The sequence below is a fragment of the Aquirufa ecclesiirivi genome, from assembly GCF_011250515.1.
In the GTDB taxonomy this organism is placed as follows: domain Bacteria; phylum Bacteroidota; class Bacteroidia; order Cytophagales; family Spirosomataceae; genus Aquirufa; species Aquirufa ecclesiirivi.
In genome coordinates, this window is sequence record NZ_JAANOP010000002.1 from 195521 (window position 1) to 213448 (window position 17928).

The following is a 17928-nucleotide window of genomic DNA, read 5'->3' on the forward strand; positions in this document are numbered from 1 at the left end:
TCAATAAATTAATATTCTTTCTTTCTTTTTCATTAAATCCAATAGACCCATTGCTTCCTTGGTATTTATTCGATTCATATTTTGTTGCTCCTGAACCAATTGGTTTTGTTTAGCCATTTTCAAAATAGGCAGCAATTTTCTCCATTTATAGGCATAAATTTCAAACTGTTTTATGAGTGTATCTGAAACAGGATTCTCCTTAATCCCCTTTTCAATTAAGGAAATTGCTTGGTCTATTTTACCTTGCTTTTCTAACACGGCAGCTTGAATTAACAATTCATAGGAATCGGTACTAGAAAAATATGCACTATTTTCTGCCGTTTGATTCAAACGAATGTTTAATAAAGCTTGCGTTTTTTCTAATTCTTTGTTGATGAAAATGTCTTTCCCCTTTGCTTTTTTTATCCAATACAATGCTTCTGCATTTCGCTTCTGCTTAATCAGATAATTAACCTGCTGAATATCTTTATTATATATACTAGCCCTATTGGAAAATAAGCCCTGATAAATCAATAATAAAATGTACAAGTAAGATGTAAACAAACTATATCTTAATTATATGCAGAATAAAGAGTAAATCTGATGTGATTAATATCAATAACAAAATTAATAAATATACCTTCATATCGACTAATTCGGTCCAATTATTCGAGCTAAGAAACGTAAAATAGGAAGTTTCTTGGTTACTTAGTGTGAATTCAACGCTCATATTTCCCCGACTCACCAATTTGTTTATTGGATTAAATGATTGTCCACCCCCTTTTTCATCAATTTGATTCGAAATGCTGGAATGTTTAAGATTCAAAACTTCTGGATTTTCTAATAAACTCAAAAAAGATTGTGTAGGTGTTGTTGGAATTAACGTTTCCTTCCAAGCATTTTTAGAATGAACTATTTCAAGAGAAACATAAACTGGCTGAGATCGCTTTACATCTTCACTAATGAGCGATTTAGCTTCAATCCAGCGTTCTTTTGTATGAGTATGTTGTAATGCAATTTGATAACGAACATGTACTGGATCCGCTAACGAATTGGAATGAGAAACAGGTTCGGAATATGACATAAACAACCAGAAAAAAAGTAAGAATATACTTAGTCTGGCTAAAATCTTAAAAATAAAAATGCCTGATATTCGAAAAATACCATGAGAACTACGCCAATATCTCCAAAGAATTAGTAGATAAATACTTGAAAATAAACTCAATAGAATAATAAATAGCTGTGTGAAATTCATTGAGTGTGTTTAAAAACAATTCAAAAGTAAATTACTATTTTTACAATTCTTATTTTTTTTCAATGGATATATTAAAAAGTCGCAGGTTAGAGCATTTGAAGTATGAAATTCGTGGACCTGTATATGACAAGGCATTAGCTCTTCAAAATCAAGGGTATAAGATTACTTCTTTAAATATAGGAAATCCTGCCGCATTTGGTTTTGAGACTCCAGATGAAATTGTCCACGATATCATTGTAAATATACGTAATGCGCAAGGTTATACCGATTCTCGCGGTCTTTTTGCTGCCAGAAAAGCCGTCATGCAGTATTATCAAAATAAGGGAGTCAAAAATATCCTAATTGAAGACATCTACATTGGAAATGGGGTAAGTGAATTAATTTCACTCGTTATGATGGCTCTTTTGAACTCGGAAGACGAGGTCTTAATTCCATCGCCTGATTATCCTTTATGGACTACCGTAGTAGGACTTGCAGGAGGCAATTCAGTACATTATGTCTGTGATGAATCTACGGATTGGCAACCAGATTTAGAGGATATGGAAGCGAAAATTACTGACAAATGCAGAGCTATTGTCATGATTAATCCTAATAATCCTACTGGGGCCGTTTATTCTAAAGAAACAGTGGATAAAATCGTTCAACTTGCGGCTAAACATAAGTTGATTTTATTTTCAGATGAAATTTACGATAAGATTTTATATGATCAACACGATCACCATTCGGCTGCTGGTTTAAGTGACGAAATCCTAATTGTAACGATGGGAGGTTTGTCTAAAAACTACCGTGCAGCCGGTTTCAGAGGTGGTTGGATGATTTTAACAGGTGCTAAACACAAAGCCAAGTCGTATATTGAAGGATTAAACTTCCTATTTAGCACGAGGTTATGTGCCAACGTAATTACTCAATTTGGAATTCAAACCGCCTTGGGAGGTTATCAATCCATCAATGATTTAGTCGCACCAGGGGGCAGGTTATATAAGCAAATGCAATTAGCATATGAAAAATTAAATGCCATCGATGGGGTTAGTTGTGTGAAACCCAAAGGTGCATTGTATCTATTTCCTAAAATTGATTTAGGAAAATTCACTTTTGAAGATGACGAACATTTTGTAATGTCATTGCTAGAGGAACAAAAAATTCTAGTAGTGGCGGGTAGAGGGTTTAATTTCAAACAAAGGGATCACTTTAGAATTGTATTTTTACCTCATGTGGAACAACTTTCTTTGGCTTTAGATAAAATTGCTTTGCATTTTGATAATTATAGAAGATGATATTTAACCAATTTTCTCGCAAGCAAAAGTTATTTATTTTCCTTTTTGGAATATTTTTGACCAATGCCATTATTGCTGAGATTATTGGTGTAAAAATTGTGAGCATTGAAAAATCATTGGGCTTCTCTCCTTTAGGTTTGATCACTCCTTGGGGAGAAAGATGGGATTTTAATCAAACTGCGGGTGCGCTAAATTGGCCTATTGTATTTATCACCTCCGATATAATTAATGATTATTTTGGGAAAAAAGGAGTTCGCTTTATTTCCTATACCACAGCTATTTTTATTGCTTATTCATTTTTGATTATCTATTTGGCCACTTTACTTGTTCCTGCCGATTTCTGGCTTCAAGTAAATAATACGGGTAGTTTTGATATCAACAATGCCTTTTCTCGAATATTCAGGCAAGGTCTAGGAATCATTACGGGTTCATTAACCGCTTTCTTAGTAAGTCAAATGTTGGACGCTATGGTTTTTGAGAAAATAAAATCAAGAACCGGTCAAAAGCATATTTGGTTAAGAGCAACTGGCTCAACTCTTATATCTCAATTAATTGATAGCGTTTTAGTTATTGGTATTGCCTTTTATTTCTTTGGCAATTGGAGTTTGGGTCAATGGATGAATGTTTCTTTTAACAATTACTTGTACAAGTTTATAATCGCTATTTTATTTACTCCTTTGCTTTACTTAGCTCATTATATAATTGAGCTTTACTTAAGCCCTGAGAATGATTAATTTCTTCTCACATGATCTAATATAATTCCTGTTGAAATAGCTACATTCAATGATTCAGCTGCCCCAAATCTAGGAATGGTGATTCTTTGTTGTATCATAGCACTTACCTCAGGACTAATTCCATGAGATTCGCTTCCCATGATAATGAACACCTTGGTAGGAAAAGTAAATTGATGTAGATTTTCACCTGCTAAATCAGCTCCAAGAACAGTATGTACAGGATTAGCTTGAATGAACGCTGTCAAGTCGGTATAATTGCAATCCACACGTTTAAATGATCCCATCGTAGCTGAAATTACCTTGGGATTATAGAATTCAGTACAGTCATTGGATAAAACGATTTGTTTAATGCCATACCAATCACAAATCCGAATAATGGTTCCTAAATTCCCTGGATCGCGAACGCCGTCCAATAACAATATCACATCATCTAATTGAGTAAAAGATGGGGTGATCTTGCATTTTACAACAGCCAAACCATATTGATTGATAGTCAGTGTACTGAACTTAGTGATATCTTCTTTTGATACAAAATAAGTAGGAATAGAAATACCTGAAAATACTTCTTGAAAATCTACGTTAATGACTAAAAATTCTATTTCATAATCTGAATCTATCACTTCTTGAATACCCTTCTCTCCTTCTACCAAAAATAGTTCGTTCTCTGATCGTCCTTTTTTAGAATGTAGAGAATTAATTAACTTTATTTGTTTATTCGTTAGCATCTTTTGAAATCTAGAAATATACTTGTTGGTTTAGTAATAGTTCAGGCTTTGTTTATCTCCTGTACGGGATATCGTCAATTTAAATTTTCCGAGTACAAAGTAAATCGAATTGAAATACAAGGCAATCAATTAATATCCAAGGAAGACCTAAGAACAAATATACCCGGTTTAAAGGAATCCTATGCTAGAATATTTTCTCCAAGGGTTTATGGTTTTTTTGAGGCAAAAAGAAAGTTAAAAGATTCACTAGGCAAATCACCGGCATTCATCCAACTATTTAGTACTCCAAACCCCAGCTTAAATAAGCCTTATTTAGACATAACTAAGGAAGCGGTCTTCAAGTATTATCGAAACAATGGTTTTTTGAAAAATAAGGTATTTCTTAAAATAGATACCATAAATTCAACTGAGAAATTAGTGAATGTTACCTATACAATTGAAGAAAACGAAGTAAGTACTTTCTCTAAAATGGATTCATTTCTTGTTGATAATCCTTTACTCGGGAAAAAAATAGAAACCTATTATTCCAAAGAAAGTGTCATTTCCAACAACGACAGATTGAATTTAGATTTGTTGAAAAAGGAAAAGGACAACATTAGTCATTACTTGAAAAATCAAGGCTATTTCTATTTTTCTAATGAAGCTATTGGTTTGAAGCTCAATGATTTACAAGATACTAGTTTATTGAGAGTAGGAATTATCTACAAAATTCCAGATTTTAAAGAAGTAAATACCAACCGATTATATGATCGTTTATTTCGATTTGGACGAGCTACTTTTGTCAATAATCAATATACGGACTCCAGTAATATTGGTGTATTAAATACCAATGCCCTTTCCAAATTAATCACTTTCAAAGAAGGTGATTTATATTCGGTCGATCAATTAAATCAAAGTTTACAAAATATTTATGCTTCTGATCAATTTAAATCAGTTTCCATTAAATTTGACACCTCCTCCACCCGTGTTTTTCCCAAAGTAGAATTAGTTCCCAATGAAAAATTTAATTTCTCGTCTGAATTAGGTGGCAGTGTTTTCAGAGGAATTCCTGGACCATTTTTGACTAATTCCTTTAAAATTCGACGAGTTTTTTCAAGTTTAGATTACTTGGATTTCTCTGCTAGAGTTGGTTTTGAGGCTCAAGCAGGATTTATTAACACCGATCAAGCAAGGAAAAACCTAGAAGTTAATTTAAGCACAACGCTCAACTTTCCTAAACTATTTTTGCCCACTAATATCAAAAAACAGTTAGGGTCCTTATATGCTTCCCAAACACAAATAGGTTTTGGGTATGATTACATCAATCGACCAGAATATTTACGCACTAATTTTAAGATATTTCAACGGTATCAATGGAGAAAGTCTCCATTTAAAACATTCCAATTTTCATTGGTTGATTTAAATATTTTAAATACCAATTACCCTGAGACATCCACCGCATCGGCATTTAAAAGCTATTTGGAAGAATTACGTTTACAAGGAAATAACCTTTACCGAAGTTTTAACCCAAGTTTTGTATCGAGCATTCATTTTACCTATGCTTATCGAAGTTTTTTACCAAGTAATGAATTACAAGCTGGTGAATCTTTTCAACTAGGTTTAGAATCGGGTGGTAGTACATTAAATCTCATAGGTTCGAAGAAAATCACCTTCATTGAAAATCTGTTAGGTAGTGATCAGAATATTCAATTTTATCGCTTCTTACGCTTCAATTTTGATTATAGAAAATACAAAATGCTTGGGCTAAATAGGAAATCACAGTTAGCTTTTAAATTTGTTGGCGGTTTAGCCTATGCTTATGGTGAAGAAAACGATTTTCAGCTTCCTTACGAGAAGAATTTCTTCATCGGTGGGCCAAGTAGCCTACGAGCTTGGAAACCGCGTCGCCTGGGGCCTGGAGCTTATAATTCCGTTAGTAATTTAATTGAACAACCCGGAAGTATTTTATTAGAGTCTTCTGTCGAGTATCGTTTTCGTATGTTTCAGCTATTTGGCACAATGAATGGAGCCTTTTTCATTGATGCAGGAAATATTTGGACTTTTGCAAATTCCAAAGGAGAGAAAGATGGCTATTTTGCCTTTGATAATTTCTATAATCAAATAGCAGTAGGAACAGGTTTTGGTTTACGCTGGGATTTTTCGTATTTCTTATTACGCTTGGATTTAGCGACTAAGGTTATAAATCCAGCTAAGCCGGTAAATGAAAAATGGGTTCTCTCCAAAACTTCATTCAGTAGTGGAGAAAACCCAATTGAATTTAATATAGGAATTGGTTATCCTTTTTAATCTATTTTCTTGAGATAGCTTTGATTGATTTTTCAACAATCGCAGCGGCATTTAAACCGTATTTTTCCATCAAATCTGCTGGCTTTCCTGACTCACCAAATGAATCGTTTACACCTACGAATTCTTGAATAGTTGGACGATTTTGAGATAAATACTGAGCTACAGAATCACCTAAACCACCATTTAATTGATGCTCTTCCGCAGTAACAACACAACCCGTTTTGGATATAGAAGCTAAAATTGCGGCTGTATCTAATGGTTTGATGGTGTGAATATTTAACACATCCGCCTTGATCCCTTTTTCTTCTAGTATTTCTGCCGCTTGAATAGCTTCCCAAACTAAATGTCCAGTTGCCAAAATGGTAACATCAGATCCTTCAATAAGATGAATGGCTTTGCCAATTTCAAATTTTTGATTTTCTGGGGTAAATACAGGAACTACTGGACGACCGAATCGTAAATAGACAGGGCCTTCATAATCAGCAATGGCAATAGTAGCTGCTTTAGTTTGGTTGTAATCACAAGGATTAATGACCACCATACCTGGAAGCATTTTCATTAAACCGATATCTTCTAAAATTTGGTGAGTTGCACCATCTTCTCCTAAGGTTAATCCAGCATGTGAACAGCAAATTTTTACATTTTTGCCTGAATAAGCGACCGACTGACGTATCTGATCATATACACGACCTGTACCAAAATTAGCAAAGGTAGTAGCAAAAGGAATGTAACCTCCAATGGCTAAACCAGCAGAAATACCAATCATGTTAGCTTCAGCAATACCTGTCTGGAAAAAACGCTCTGGACTATTTTTAATAAAAGCTTCTAATTTTAAGGAGCCTATTAAATCAGCACATAAAGCCACAACCTTAGGATTGTTTTGACTCAAATATTCCATTCCAGCACCAAAGCCTGAACGAGTATCTTTTTTTGTTTCGTAAGTAAACTTCATTGTTAATTATTAATAGTCGCCTAAAGTTTCGTTTAATTGTGCTAATGCATCAGCTAATTGCTGGTCGTTAGGAGCCACACCGTGCCACTTATGACTTCCCATCATGAAATCTACCCCCGCTCCCATTTCAGTTTTCATTAATACCATGATCGGAGAACCTTTACCCAATAAAGATTTAGCATGAGCTAAAGTTGTCATAACCTCGTCCATGTTATTTCCATCCATGCGCAATACATTCCATCCAAAAGCCTTATACTTAGCTTCTAAATCACGATTACTCATTACTTTTTCCGTAGGACCATCGATTTGCTGACCATTTTCATCAATAAAGGCAATTAAATTGTCCACCTGATGATGTGGCGCATACATTGCTGCCTCCCAAACCTGACCTTCATTTTGTTCTCCATCTCCCATTAAACAATAAACGGTAGATGGGTCATTGGATAGTTTCTTTGCTTGAGCAGTACCAATTGATACACTTAATCCTTGTCCTAAAGAACCAGAAGCAATTCGAATACCTTCCAAATGCTCATGGGGTGTAGGGTGACCTTGTAAACGTGAATTTAGTTGTCTAAAAGTGGATAATTCCTTCACAGGAAAATACCCTCTACGTGCTAAAATGCTATATAAAAGCGGAGAAATATGTCCGTTTGAAAGATAGAAAACATCCTCGTGGGCACCAGACATATTAAAAACTACTTTTCCATTCGCATCCTGTGCTAATTTCATGGAATTAAAATACAATCCCACTAATAAGTCGGTACAACCTAATGATCCACCAGGGTGACCTGATTGACAAGCATGAACCTGACGAAGAATATCTCTTCGTACTTGGCTAGCTACATTTTTTAATTCTTGTGTTTGCATAAAAAAAAATTAGTGGATCTGAGAACTATGATTTTTAGTATCCACTTTGGCTATAATATCTGTAATAATTCCGTTTTCATCTATTAAAAACGTCGTGCGAGCAGTACCCATGTACGTTTTACCATACATCGATTTCTCCACCCAAACTCCGTATTTATTCACTAATTCGTGTTCAGTGTCAGCTAAAAGAGAAAAATTTAACTGATATTTTTTCTTAAACTTGTTATGAGCTGCATTGGAGTCGACACTAACACCAATCACTCGATACCCCTTGGAAGTCAAGTAATCTAAATTTTCATTCAAATTACAAGCTTGTGCTGTACATCCTGGAGTATCATCTTTTGGATAAAAGTAAAGTACTACCTTTTTTCCTTTAAGTAAGGCTAAATCAACCAAATTACCTTCTGAATCTGTCATACTAAAAGCAGGAGCTGATTCACCTATTTGTAAACTCATATTATGAGATGTTTAAATCAAACAATTTTTCGTCGTAAAGAAAACCATTCAATTGGTCGCCAATTTTGACAGGTCCAACCCCTGCGGGAGTTCCAGTGAAAATATAATCACCCGTTTTCAAGGTAAAATATTGTGAAATATCGGCGATTAACTCACTGATATTCCATATCATCAAGTTACTTTCTCCAGCTTGAACCGTCGTTCCATTGATATCTAATCGAAATGGAATTGATTGCTCTAATTCGCCTTCTTTCAAAGGTCGAATTTGAGAAACAAAAGCAGAACCGTTGAATGCTTTCGATTTTTCCCAAGGTAGACCTTTTTCTTTCAACTTAGCTTGTAAATCACGCGCAGTGAAGTCAATACCTAAACCTATTCCATCGATGTATTTGTGGGCAAATTTCGATTCAATATTTTTACCCACTTTTGAAATACGGAATACTAATTCGATTTCGTGATGGACATCTTGAGAAAAACTCGGATAGTAAAAATCCGAGTTTTGATCTAAGAGTGCCGTGTCGGGCTTTAAAAATATTACAGGATCTTTGGGTTTTTCGTTAGATAACTCCTTGATATGATCCACATAATTTCTTCCTACACAGATAATTTTCATGTGAAAAAATTATTTCAATACTTCAGAAACCAATTTTGCTGCATCTTTTAATAATACCGCTGAAAATACTTTCAAGCCAGAATTATTAATAATAGCTGCTCCTTCTTCTGCATTGGTACCTTGTAAACGCACAATGATAGGAACATTAATTTCACCTATATTTTTATAGGCTTCTACTACTCCATTAGCTACGCGGTCACAACGAACAATACCACCAAAGATGTTAATCAAAATGGCTTTAACGTTCGGATCTTGTAAAATAATGCGAAATCCAGCTTCTACTGTTTTGGCATTCGCTCCACCCCCTACGTCAAGGAAGTTAGCGGGTTCTCCACCAGATAATTTAATGATATCCATGGTTGCCATCGCTAAACCAGCTCCGTTCACCATACATCCTACATTACCATCTAATTTAACGTAGTTCAAATCGTTTTCGGAAGCTTCTACTTCCAATGGATCTTCTTCAGTTATATCACGAAGTACTGCTAAGTCTTTGTGACGATACAAAGCATTATCATCTAAATTTACTTTAGCGTCAACAGCTAAAATTTTATCATCAGATGTCTTTAATACAGGGTTAATTTCAAACATGGATGAATCTGTCTCCACATATGCCTTATATAAAGATTGAATGAATTTTACCATTTCCTTCAAAGCTTGACCACTTAAGCCTAACATGAAAGCAATTTTACGAGCTTGGAAATCTTGTAGTCCAACACGAGGATCAATCCATTCTTTAATGATCTTCTCTGGGCTGTGTTCAGCAACTTCTTCAATGTCCATTCCACCTTCGGTAGATGCCATGATGACATTACAAGCACGACCGCGATCTAATAATATCGATAAATAGTATTCTTTCGGTTCTGAATCGCCAGGATAATATACATCCTCACTGATTAAAACTTTATTAACCTTTTTACCTTCAGGACCTGTTTGATGAGTAATTAATTGCATTCCCAAAATTTGAGAAACGCGCTCATTAAGCTCATCCATGTTCTTGGCAAGTTTAACTCCTCCTCCTTTTCCACGTCCACCCGCATGAATCTGAGCTTTTACAACAAACCAACCTGTGCCAGTTTGCGCTTTTAAAGCTTCAGCTGCCGAAGTAGCATCTTCTAACTTGTCAACAACAATACCCTCTTGAATCCTTACCCCGTAACTTTTTAAAATTTCTTTTGCTTGGTATTCGTGAATATTCATTTATCAAAATTTTTATTTCGTGAAATTACTATTTATTTGCCAAACTTTTAAAATCTTATTGTATCAATCGTATTTTCTAAAAAAAAGACAAAAAAATGTTAGAATTAAAAAATATTTCCAAATCCTATGGGACACAATTAATTCTGGACAATATATCATTTAGTATTAAAAACAATGAGTTGATCTCCATTTTAGGACCTTCTGGTTCTGGGAAAAGTACCCTATTGCAAATCATTGGTTTATTAACAAACTACAATTCAGGTGAAATCTACTTGGATGGTGTAGCTTATTCTAGTTTGAATGAACAGGAACAAAGTTTTTTCAGAAATAATAAAATGGGCTTTGTGTTTCAATTCCATCATTTATTAGGAGAATTCTCTTGTGAAGAAAACATAAAATTTCCGCTCTACATTCGAGGAAGTAAATTAACTCAAGAAGATGATGACTTCTTCAACAAAATAGTACAGAAATTAGGTATTAGTCAGATTCTGAAAAAATTCCCAGGTCAAATATCAGGTGGAGAACAGCAACGCGTAGCTGTAGCCCGAGCCTTGATCAATCGTCCCAGCGTACTTTTAGCTGATGAACCAACAGGGAATCTTGATAAACACAACGCAGAGAATCTGTATGATCTATTTTTGGAATTAAAACAAGATTGGAATCAACGAATTATCATGGTAACGCACAATGAAGCTCTCACGCATCAATCCGATCAAGTAATTATTTTAAATTCTGGCAAGATTCAGTAGTCATTGTCTGACAAAATGTCATAAATTTGTGAATTAATTCAATTGTTAATTCATGCAAGATTTAAAAGTACTCTCACCCGAGGAGGTAAAAGGATTGGATGAACCCAGAATTTCACCCAGTCAGAATCAGTCGGAGTATTCAAAAAAAATATATTTAGAGAGCTATGGCTGCCAAATGAATTTTGCCGATTCTGAAGTAGTGACTTCCATTTTAATGGAACAAGGTTATGCTACCACATCCAATATTCATGAAGCTGACACCATTCTGCTAAATACTTGTGCTATCCGTGAAAACGCAGAGCAAAAAATTCGTCATCGTTTACAGAGTTTCAAGCCTATAAAAGCCAAAAATCCTCACATTACAATTGGTATTTTAGGATGTATGGCCGAGCGCTTAAAGACGCAATTATTAGAAGAAGAGAAAATAGTCGATTTAGTAGCTGGGCCAGATGCTTATCGTGATTTACCTCGTTTATTGGAAGAAGTTGAAGATGGAAACAAGGCAGTTAATGTCTTTCTGTCACGTGAGGAAACTTATGGGAATATTGAACCAGTGCGTATGCATACTAATGGTGTAACAGCCCTAGTCAGTATCATGCGTGGATGTAATAATATGTGTTCTTTTTGTGTTGTTCCTTACACACGAGGAAGAGAAAGATCGAGAGACCTTGATTCTATTTTAAAAGAATGTACTCAACTATTTGAATCTGGATACCGTGAAGTGACTCTTTTAGGTCAAAATGTAGACTCATATCATTGGCAAAATCCGGAAACAAAACAATCGATAAATTTTGCTCAATTATTAGAAAAAGTGGCTCAACTTACCCCAGAGCTACGTGTTAGGTTCTCAACTTCACATCCCAAGGATATTACAAATGAAGTCTTATATACCATGGCGAAGTATGAAAATATTTGCAAGAATATTCATTTACCCGCACAAAGTGGCAATAACCGAATTTTAGATTTAATGAACCGTACCTATACCCGTGAATGGTATTTGGAACGAATACAATCGATTCGAAATATTTTAGGCGAATCTTGTGGAATTTCACATGATTTAATTGCTGGTTTTTGCTCCGAAACAGAGGAGGAACACCAAGATTCATTAAGTCTATTAGAAGAAGTTAAGTATGATTTCGGGTACATGTTTTCCTATTCGGAAAGACCAGGGACACCTGCGGAAAAGAAATTAAGTGATGATATTCGAGAAGATGTTAAGAAAAGAAGGCTTCAAGAAATCATTGATTTACAAAGAATTCATTCTTCCTACCGAAATCAACTTATGATAGGTAGCGTTCAGCGCGTATTGGTAGAAGGTGATTCTAAGAAGTCTTCTGCCCATCATTTTGGGAGAACAGATAATAACAAGGTTGTTGTTTTTCCCAAGAAAGAGGAAATGAAAGGTGAATTTGTGGATGTAATCATTACTCATTGTACTTCAGGAACATTATTAGGTGAATTAATCAATTAATATGGAATCAAGTCATCTGAATGCTATTAAAGCTCGCTTTGGAATCATAGGTAACTCTTCTTCCCTATTGCGTGCTATTTCAGTTGCGGAGCAAGTTGCCCCCACTGACATGACTGTGTTAATTACTGGAGAAAGTGGATCAGGAAAGGAATCATTTTCCAAAATAATTCACTCTTTATCTAAAAGAAAACATGGTCAATTCATTGCAGTAAACTGTGGAGCTATTCCTGAGGGAACCATTGATTCCGAACTATTTGGACATGAAAAAGGCTCATTTACGGGGGCTATAGAAGCCCGTAAGGGGTATTTTGAGGTTACCGATGGCGGTACAATCTTTTTAGATGAAATAGCAGAAATGCCGCTCGGAACACAAGCTAGGCTTTTACGTGTTTTAGAGAATGGTGAATTTTATCGAGTTGGTTCTTCTAAAGTACAAAGGACGAATACTCGTGTCGTTGCAGCGACCAACGTTAATCTTCAAGATGCTATATCCACGGGTAAATTTAGGGAAGATTTGTACTACCGTCTTTGTACGGTACCTATATACGTACCACCTCTGAGAGAACGTGGTGATGATATTGAACTGCTTTTCAGAAAATTCACAACCGATTTTTCTGAATTACATCGGGTAAAACCGATTATGTTGACACGTGAAGCGAAAGACTTGTTACAGAAACAACGATTTCCGGGAAATATTCGTCAATTAAAAAATTTAGCTGAGCAAATATCTGTGTTGGAAGTAGGAGATCGTATTGTAGATGATATTAAGCTTCAATACTATTTGGAATTCAACGAACCTAAGATTAATTCATCTGTTATTAAGGGTGACTTTTTCACGAGTCCTGAAGGACTTAATGAGAGAGAAATTTTATATAAAATCTTGTTTGATTTAAAGCGAGATGTGACTGAATTAAAGAAAATATTATTGAAAGTCATTGAGTCAGGTAATACCAACGCTTATGATATTATTTCCAATAATATGTCCATTTTTGAAGACATTAAGCCTGAGTTCTCCGATTTGCAAAAGAATTTAACACTTCCCTCAACCCCAAGTGCTGTGGAAGTTAGTCCTAATCCAATTGAAATTCATCCGATTTCAAATTCTACTATGGAGGAAGATGTTAATTTTGAAGATGTGAGTGCCCAAGTGCAGGATGTTACTTTGTCTCTTGAAAAACAAGAGAAGGAGATTATCATCCGAGCCTTAAAGAAAAATAGAAATAAGCGTAAATACGCTGCCAAAGATTTAGGAATCTCAGAAAGAACCTTATATCGAAAAATTAAACAATATGATTTGGAAGATATTGCCTAGAATGGCTGTACTTATCGGTATAATGGCACTTTGTAGTGGATGTTATAGTTTCAAAGGGGCTAGCTTGTCACCTGAACTAAAGACGATTCAAATCAGCAATATACGAATGGAGACGGCTGGTGGCCCAGCTAATCTTAGTTTGGATGTAAATGAGCGATTGAAGGAATATTTTCAAAGAAATACTTCGTTGAAATTGACCACTCAGGCACCCGATTTATTGTTAGAAGGTACGATCGTTGGATATGAATTGAGTCCCCAAGCCCCTACTTCGGATGATAAGGCTGGTTTGAATCGACTTACCTTACGTATACAGTTTAGGTTGACTAATCGAATGGATGAGAATAAGAATTTTGATCAAGAATTTTCATTTTATCAAGATTTCCCTCAAAATCAAACGTTGAATCAAGTAGAAAAAACGTTGATTCCGAAATTATTGGATCAAATAATCTTAGATTTATTTAATAAAATTGCTGGAGATTGGTAAAACATGGATAGTAAGGCCCAAGATTTATGGTTTCTATTAAATAAAATAGATCGAAGTAATTTGAGTCTGCAACATTCATTTGAGGCAGATAAAGAGGCATATCCATATTTTTATTTGTTGTTTTGGAATGAAAAATTCAATCCTAACCTGCAAAAAAAAATCGCATTAATGTCATCGTATAGAGAGCATTTTTTCAATTCAATCTTTGATATTGAAGAAATGGCACAGCCATTTATCGATGCAGAAAAAGTAACTCCACCTTTACCTGATGTGAAAGAGCAATTACAGGTCATCGATAATTTTTTACAGAACTTACCCAGCATAGCTCGGCCTAAAAAGAATCTTTTAGATGAAGATTCCGATGTTTTAGACCTTTCTGAACTAAAAAATATCATTCCAGTGTCTGAAACATTTGCTAAAATTCTTGAAAGTCAGGAGAAGTATGAAAGGGCAATTGAGATGTATGAAAAATTAAGTTTGATTAAACCTGAAAAAAGCCTTTACTTTGCAACTCGAATTTCCGAATTGAAACATAAATTAATTTAAATAAACGATGTTCACCGTATTAATTTCTCTTATAGTTCTATTTTCAGCACTTTTAATCATTCTGATTTTGGTACAAAACCCTAAAGGTGGTGGTATTAGTGGTGAGTTTTCTTCTGCAGGTGCTACTCAAATGTTTGGAGTACAAAAAACAGGAGATTTAGTAGAACAATTAACTTGGGGCTTTTCCATTAGTATTTTAGTTTTGGTGTTATTAACAAATTTCACCCTTTCTTCAGGAACAACAGACGCTACCCAATCGGTCAATGTGGAGAAAGCTGCTGGGAAAACATTACCTGCTGCCCCTGCTCCTAGTCCTGCTACACCGGCAAAATAAATATACTGACACGGATTGTCGAATAACTGACAATTTTTCAGCTTACATTTTTTGGCACACATCATGCTGATAAACAGAAAGTCCTTAGATGATAAGGACTTTTTATATGTTAATAACTTAAAATCTATATTATTATGTCAAAATTAAGTATCAAGCCCTTAGCAGATCGGGTTGTTGTTGAGCCTGCTCAAGCTGAAGAAAAAACTGCTTTTGGTATCATCATTCCTGATACAGCTAAAGAGAAACCACAAAAAGGAACCATTGTAGCCGTAGGAAATGGCAAAAAAGATGAGCCTATCACAGTAAGTGTTGGTGACTCAGTATTGTATGGTAAATATTCTGGAACAGAGATTACAATCGACGGTAAGGATTATTTGATTATGCGTGAGTCTGACATTTTTGCAGTTTTATAGTTTTCATACTTTAAAATATTTCAACCAGTAAAATTTATTTAACAAAATGGCAAAAGAACTATATTTTGACACCGAGGCGAGAGAAAAAATGAAAAGAGGGGTTGATACCCTTGCGAACGCCGTAAAAGTAACATTAGGACCTAAGGGACGTAATGTAATCATTGATAAAAAATTCGGATCACCTTCTATTACAAAAGACGGTGTATCTGTAGCGAAAGAAATTGAATTAGAGGATCCTGTAGAAAACATGGGTGCTCAATTAGTGAAAGAAGTAGCTTCTAAAACAGCTGATCAAGCTGGTGATGGTACTACAACTGCTACTGTATTAGCTCAATCAATTTATACAATTGGTTCTAAGAACGTGGCCGCAGGAGCTAATCCAATGGATTTGAAACGTGGTATCGAGAAAGCTGTTGAAGCTATCGTAGGTAACTTGAGAACTCAATCTCGTCCTATCACTACTTCTACAGAAATTGCACAAGTTGCTACTATCTCAGCTAACAATGACGTGGAAATCGGTCAAATGATTTCTTCAGCCATGGAAAAAGTTGGTCGTGAAGGTGTTATCACTGTTGAAGAAGCTCGTGGAACTGAAACAGAAGTTAAAACAGTAGAAGGTATGCAATTTGACCGTGGATATTTATCTGCGTATTTTGTGACTAATACAGACAAAATGGAAGTGGAATTAGAAAAACCATTCATTTTGATTTCTGAGAAGAAAGTATCTTCTATGAAAGAATTACTTCCAGTTTTGGAGGCTGTAGCACAAACTGGCCGTCCATTGTTGATTATCTCCGAAGATGTTGATGGTGAGGCTCTTGCTACTTTAGTCGTGAATAAAATCCGTGGTGCACTGAAAGTAGCTGCTGTTAAAGCTCCTGGTTTTGGTGATCGTAGAAAAGCAATGTTAGAAGACATTGCTATCTTAACAGGTGGTACTGTTATCGCAGAAGAAAGAGGTTTCAAATTAGAAAATGCTACTTTGGAATACCTTGGACAAGCTGAGAAGGTGATCATTGACAAAGACAACACAACGGTTGTTAATGGAAATGGTTCTAAAGACGATATCGAAAACCGTGTGAATCAAATCAAAGCGCAAATTGAAAACACGACTTCTGATTACGATCGTGAGAAATTACAAGAGCGTTTAGCAAAACTTTCAGGTGGTGTGGCTATCCTTTACATTGGAGCTGCAACTGAAGTAGAAATGAAAGAAAAGAAAGACCGTGTAGATGATGCTTTGCACGCTACTAGAGCAGCAGTAGAAGAAGGAATCGTAGCAGGTGGTGGTGTTGCTTTAATTCGCGCAATCAGTGCTTTAGATACCTTGACAGGCGAGAACGAAGACCAAAATACAGGTATCAACATCATTCGTCAAGCAGTTGAATCACCTTTACGTACAATCGTTTCTAACGCAGGTGGTGAAGGATCCGTAGTGATCAATGCGGTTAAAGCTGGAAAAGATGATTTCGGATATAATGCCCGTGAAGACAAATACGAGAATATGATTGCTGCGGGTATCATTGACCCAACTAAAGTAACTCGTTTGGCTTTAGAAAATGCGGCTTCTATCGCTGGATTATTATTAACTACTGAATGTGTCATAGCTGATAAACCAGCTTCTGAACCAGCTCACGGTCATGGACCAGGTGGTGGCGGAATGGGTGGCATGATGTAATTAAATTAGATTTTTAAGTGAAAACTCCCCATCTTTGGGGAGTTTTTTTTTACAATACTCTCAATGAAAAGAATTGCCATTGATATGGATGATGTCTTAGCTGATACGTCCATTAAAATTATAGATCAAATAAATAATCGTCTGAATAAATCGTATCAACATGCTGATTTGGTTCAAAGTGACGCATTGAAATTAGCTTTTTACGAAGATTATCAAGCAAATAACCAATTTTTATGGGAACCTGGTTTTTTCTTAGATATTGCAGTTAAGGAAGATGCCATTGGTGTGGTTAAAAAATTGCAAGAAAAATACGAAGTATTCATTGTATCTGCTGCCACAGAATTTCCAGAATCGATGAAAGAAAAGTTGATATGGTTAGAACAGCATTTCCCTTTTATAGGTTGGAAACACACCGTATTTTGTGGTCATAAATATATGATTCAAGCAGACTTCTTGATTGATGATCATGAGAAAAATCTAGCCTCGTTTACAGGTAAACCTATCCTTTATTCCGCGCTTCATAACCTTCATATACATGACTACGACCGTGTGAGTACTTGGAAAGAAGTGGGCCATTTATTTTTATAGTTTTTGACATCT

At 35.3% G+C, this 17928-nt stretch carries 20 protein-coding genes; 12 read left to right on the top strand and 8 right to left on the bottom strand.

The genetic code is table 11. The features are described from left to right. Together G9H65_RS04150 and G9H65_RS04155 are read right to left on the bottom strand one after the other, a co-directional pair. Positions 1–543 (bottom strand): hypothetical protein, encoded by a 543-nt coding sequence (locus tag G9H65_RS04150; protein ID WP_166374083.1) that lies wholly within the window; start codon positions 541–543, stop codon positions 1–3. 1 nt (position 544) lies between these two features. Then, the gene (locus tag G9H65_RS04155; RefSeq protein ID WP_166374084.1) at positions 545–1063 is read right to left on the bottom strand and encodes a hypothetical protein; all 519 of its coding nucleotides are present in this window, start codon (positions 1061–1063) and stop codon (positions 545–547) included. A gap of 233 nt (positions 1064–1296) precedes the next feature. Between G9H65_RS04155 and G9H65_RS04160 the strand changes: the two genes are divergently transcribed. Continuing rightward, positions 1297–2508, top strand: coding sequence for a pyridoxal phosphate-dependent aminotransferase (locus G9H65_RS04160; protein WP_166374085.1), 1212 nt, complete (start codon positions 1297–1299; stop codon positions 2506–2508). Then, positions 2505–3242, top strand: a complete 738-nt coding sequence (locus tag G9H65_RS04165) for a queuosine precursor transporter (protein WP_166374086.1) — start codon at positions 2505–2507, stop codon at positions 3240–3242. The genes G9H65_RS04160 and G9H65_RS04165 overlap by 4 nt, the downstream gene beginning before the upstream one ends. On the opposite strand, the gene G9H65_RS04170 is transcribed toward G9H65_RS04165, so the two are convergent. Continuing rightward, positions 3239–3967, bottom strand: a complete 729-nt coding sequence (locus tag G9H65_RS04170; protein WP_166374087.1) for a TrmH family RNA methyltransferase — start codon at positions 3965–3967, stop codon at positions 3239–3241. The two genes, G9H65_RS04165 and G9H65_RS04170, sit on opposite strands and share 4 nt — an antisense overlap. 3 nt (positions 3968–3970) lie before the next feature. Here G9H65_RS04170 and tamL point away from each other — a divergent pair, with 3 nt between their 5' ends. Continuing rightward, complete coding sequence (gene tamL, locus G9H65_RS04175) at positions 3971–6253, top strand: translocation and assembly module lipoprotein TamL (RefSeq protein ID WP_166374088.1); 2283 nt, start codon at positions 3971–3973, stop codon at positions 6251–6253. Between the two features lies 1 nt (position 6254). On the opposite strand, the gene G9H65_RS04180 is transcribed toward tamL, so the two are convergent. Genes G9H65_RS04180 through sucC form a run of 5 tightly spaced genes read right to left on the bottom strand, consistent with a single transcriptional unit; the run spans position 6255 to position 10341 of the window. Further along, positions 6255–7205 (bottom strand): transketolase family protein, encoded by a 951-nt coding sequence (locus tag G9H65_RS04180; protein WP_166374089.1) that lies wholly within the window; start codon positions 7203–7205, stop codon positions 6255–6257. 9 nt (positions 7206–7214) lie between these two features. Beyond that, complete coding sequence (locus tag G9H65_RS04185) at positions 7215–8072, bottom strand: transketolase (RefSeq protein ID WP_166374090.1); 858 nt, start codon at positions 8070–8072, stop codon at positions 7215–7217. Between the two features lie 9 nt (positions 8073–8081). Continuing rightward, positions 8082–8528 (bottom strand): thioredoxin-dependent thiol peroxidase, encoded by a 447-nt coding sequence (bcp, locus tag G9H65_RS04190; RefSeq protein WP_166374091.1) that lies wholly within the window; start codon positions 8526–8528, stop codon positions 8082–8084. A gap of 1 nt (position 8529) precedes the next feature. Further along, positions 8530–9141, bottom strand: coding sequence for a fumarylacetoacetate hydrolase family protein (locus tag G9H65_RS04195; RefSeq protein WP_166374092.1), 612 nt, complete (start codon positions 9139–9141; stop codon positions 8530–8532). Between the two features lie 9 nt (positions 9142–9150). After that, complete coding sequence (sucC, locus tag G9H65_RS04200; RefSeq protein ID WP_166374093.1) at positions 9151–10341, bottom strand: ADP-forming succinate--CoA ligase subunit beta; 1191 nt, start codon at positions 10339–10341, stop codon at positions 9151–9153. Between the two features lie 95 nt (positions 10342–10436). Between sucC and G9H65_RS04205 the strand changes: the two genes are divergently transcribed. From G9H65_RS04205 to G9H65_RS04245, 9 genes are all read left to right on the top strand, one after another. Next, positions 10437–11090 carry an ABC transporter ATP-binding protein gene (locus G9H65_RS04205; RefSeq protein WP_166374094.1) on the top strand — a complete coding sequence of 218 codons (654 nt, stop codon included), beginning with the start codon at positions 10437–10439 and terminating at the stop codon, positions 11088–11090. Positions 11091–11142: 52 nt separating this feature from the next. Further along, positions 11143–12561 carry a tRNA (N6-isopentenyl adenosine(37)-C2)-methylthiotransferase MiaB gene (gene miaB / locus G9H65_RS04210; protein ID WP_166374095.1) on the top strand — a complete coding sequence of 473 codons (1419 nt, stop codon included), beginning with the start codon at positions 11143–11145 and terminating at the stop codon, positions 12559–12561. Between the two features lies 1 nt (position 12562). Next, positions 12563–13873, top strand: a complete 1311-nt coding sequence (locus G9H65_RS04215) for a sigma-54 interaction domain-containing protein (RefSeq protein WP_166374096.1) — start codon at positions 12563–12565, stop codon at positions 13871–13873. Next, positions 13851–14357, top strand: coding sequence for an LptE family protein (locus tag G9H65_RS04220; protein WP_235927464.1), 507 nt, complete (start codon positions 13851–13853; stop codon positions 14355–14357). The genes G9H65_RS04215 and G9H65_RS04220 overlap by 23 nt, the downstream gene beginning before the upstream one ends. A 3-nt stretch (positions 14358–14360) precedes the next feature. After that, on the top strand, positions 14361–14903 hold the full coding sequence (locus G9H65_RS04225; protein ID WP_166374097.1) for a hypothetical protein: 543 nt from the start codon (positions 14361–14363) through the stop codon (positions 14901–14903). A gap of 7 nt (positions 14904–14910) precedes the next feature. Further along, positions 14911–15237 carry a preprotein translocase subunit SecG gene (secG, locus tag G9H65_RS04230; RefSeq protein ID WP_166374098.1) on the top strand — a complete coding sequence of 109 codons (327 nt, stop codon included), beginning with the start codon at positions 14911–14913 and terminating at the stop codon, positions 15235–15237. 134 nt (positions 15238–15371) lie between these two features. Then, positions 15372–15650: a co-chaperone GroES gene (locus G9H65_RS04235; protein ID WP_166374099.1), complete on the top strand. Its 279-nt coding sequence runs from the start codon at positions 15372–15374 to the stop codon at positions 15648–15650. A gap of 46 nt (positions 15651–15696) precedes the next feature. Continuing rightward, positions 15697–17328 carry a chaperonin GroEL gene (gene groL, locus G9H65_RS04240; protein ID WP_166374100.1) on the top strand — a complete coding sequence of 544 codons (1632 nt, stop codon included), beginning with the start codon at positions 15697–15699 and terminating at the stop codon, positions 17326–17328. A gap of 63 nt (positions 17329–17391) precedes the next feature. Further along, entirely contained in the window at positions 17392–17916 is a 525-nt protein-coding gene (locus G9H65_RS04245) for a 5' nucleotidase, NT5C type (RefSeq protein WP_166374101.1), read from the top strand. Positions 17917–17928 lie beyond the last annotated feature (12 nt).

What these genes read in the sequence shown, in the direction of transcription:
- G9H65_RS04155 (WP_166374084.1), bottom strand. Translation starts at nt 1,063, where the DNA reads ATGTCATATTCCGAACCTGTTTCTCATTCCAATTCGTTAGCGGATCCA.
- G9H65_RS04160 (WP_166374085.1), top strand. Translation starts at nt 1,297, where the DNA reads ATGGATATATTAAAAAGTCGCAGGTTAGAGCATTTGAAGTATGAAATT.
- G9H65_RS04165 (WP_166374086.1), top strand. Translation starts at nt 2,505, where the DNA reads ATGATATTTAACCAATTTTCTCGCAAGCAAAAGTTATTTATTTTCCTT.
- G9H65_RS04170 (WP_166374087.1), bottom strand. Translation starts at nt 3,967, where the DNA reads ATGCTAACGAATAAACAAATAAAGTTAATTAATTCTCTACATTCTAAA.
- G9H65_RS04180 (WP_166374089.1), bottom strand. Translation starts at nt 7,205, where the DNA reads ATGAAGTTTACTTACGAAACAAAAAAAGATACTCGTTCAGGCTTTGGT.
- G9H65_RS04185 (WP_166374090.1), bottom strand. Translation starts at nt 8,072, where the DNA reads ATGCAAACACAAGAATTAAAAAATGTAGCTAGCCAAGTACGAAGAGAT.
- bcp (WP_166374091.1), bottom strand. Translation starts at nt 8,528, where the DNA reads ATGAGTTTACAAATAGGTGAATCAGCTCCTGCTTTTAGTATGACAGAT.
- G9H65_RS04195 (WP_166374092.1), bottom strand. Translation starts at nt 9,141, where the DNA reads ATGAAAATTATCTGTGTAGGAAGAAATTATGTGGATCATATCAAGGAG.
- sucC (WP_166374093.1), bottom strand. Translation starts at nt 10,341, where the DNA reads ATGAATATTCACGAATACCAAGCAAAAGAAATTTTAAAAAGTTACGGG.
- G9H65_RS04205 (WP_166374094.1), top strand. Translation starts at nt 10,437, where the DNA reads ATGTTAGAATTAAAAAATATTTCCAAATCCTATGGGACACAATTAATT.
- miaB (WP_166374095.1), top strand. Translation starts at nt 11,143, where the DNA reads ATGCAAGATTTAAAAGTACTCTCACCCGAGGAGGTAAAAGGATTGGAT.
- G9H65_RS04215 (WP_166374096.1), top strand. Translation starts at nt 12,563, where the DNA reads ATGGAATCAAGTCATCTGAATGCTATTAAAGCTCGCTTTGGAATCATA.
- G9H65_RS04220 (WP_235927464.1), top strand. Translation starts at nt 13,851, where the DNA reads ATGATTTGGAAGATATTGCCTAGAATGGCTGTACTTATCGGTATAATG.
- G9H65_RS04225 (WP_166374097.1), top strand. Translation starts at nt 14,361, where the DNA reads ATGGATAGTAAGGCCCAAGATTTATGGTTTCTATTAAATAAAATAGAT.
- secG (WP_166374098.1), top strand. Translation starts at nt 14,911, where the DNA reads ATGTTCACCGTATTAATTTCTCTTATAGTTCTATTTTCAGCACTTTTA.
- G9H65_RS04235 (WP_166374099.1), top strand. Translation starts at nt 15,372, where the DNA reads ATGTCAAAATTAAGTATCAAGCCCTTAGCAGATCGGGTTGTTGTTGAG.
- groL (WP_166374100.1), top strand. Translation starts at nt 15,697, where the DNA reads ATGGCAAAAGAACTATATTTTGACACCGAGGCGAGAGAAAAAATGAAA.
- G9H65_RS04245 (WP_166374101.1), top strand. Translation starts at nt 17,392, where the DNA reads ATGAAAAGAATTGCCATTGATATGGATGATGTCTTAGCTGATACGTCC.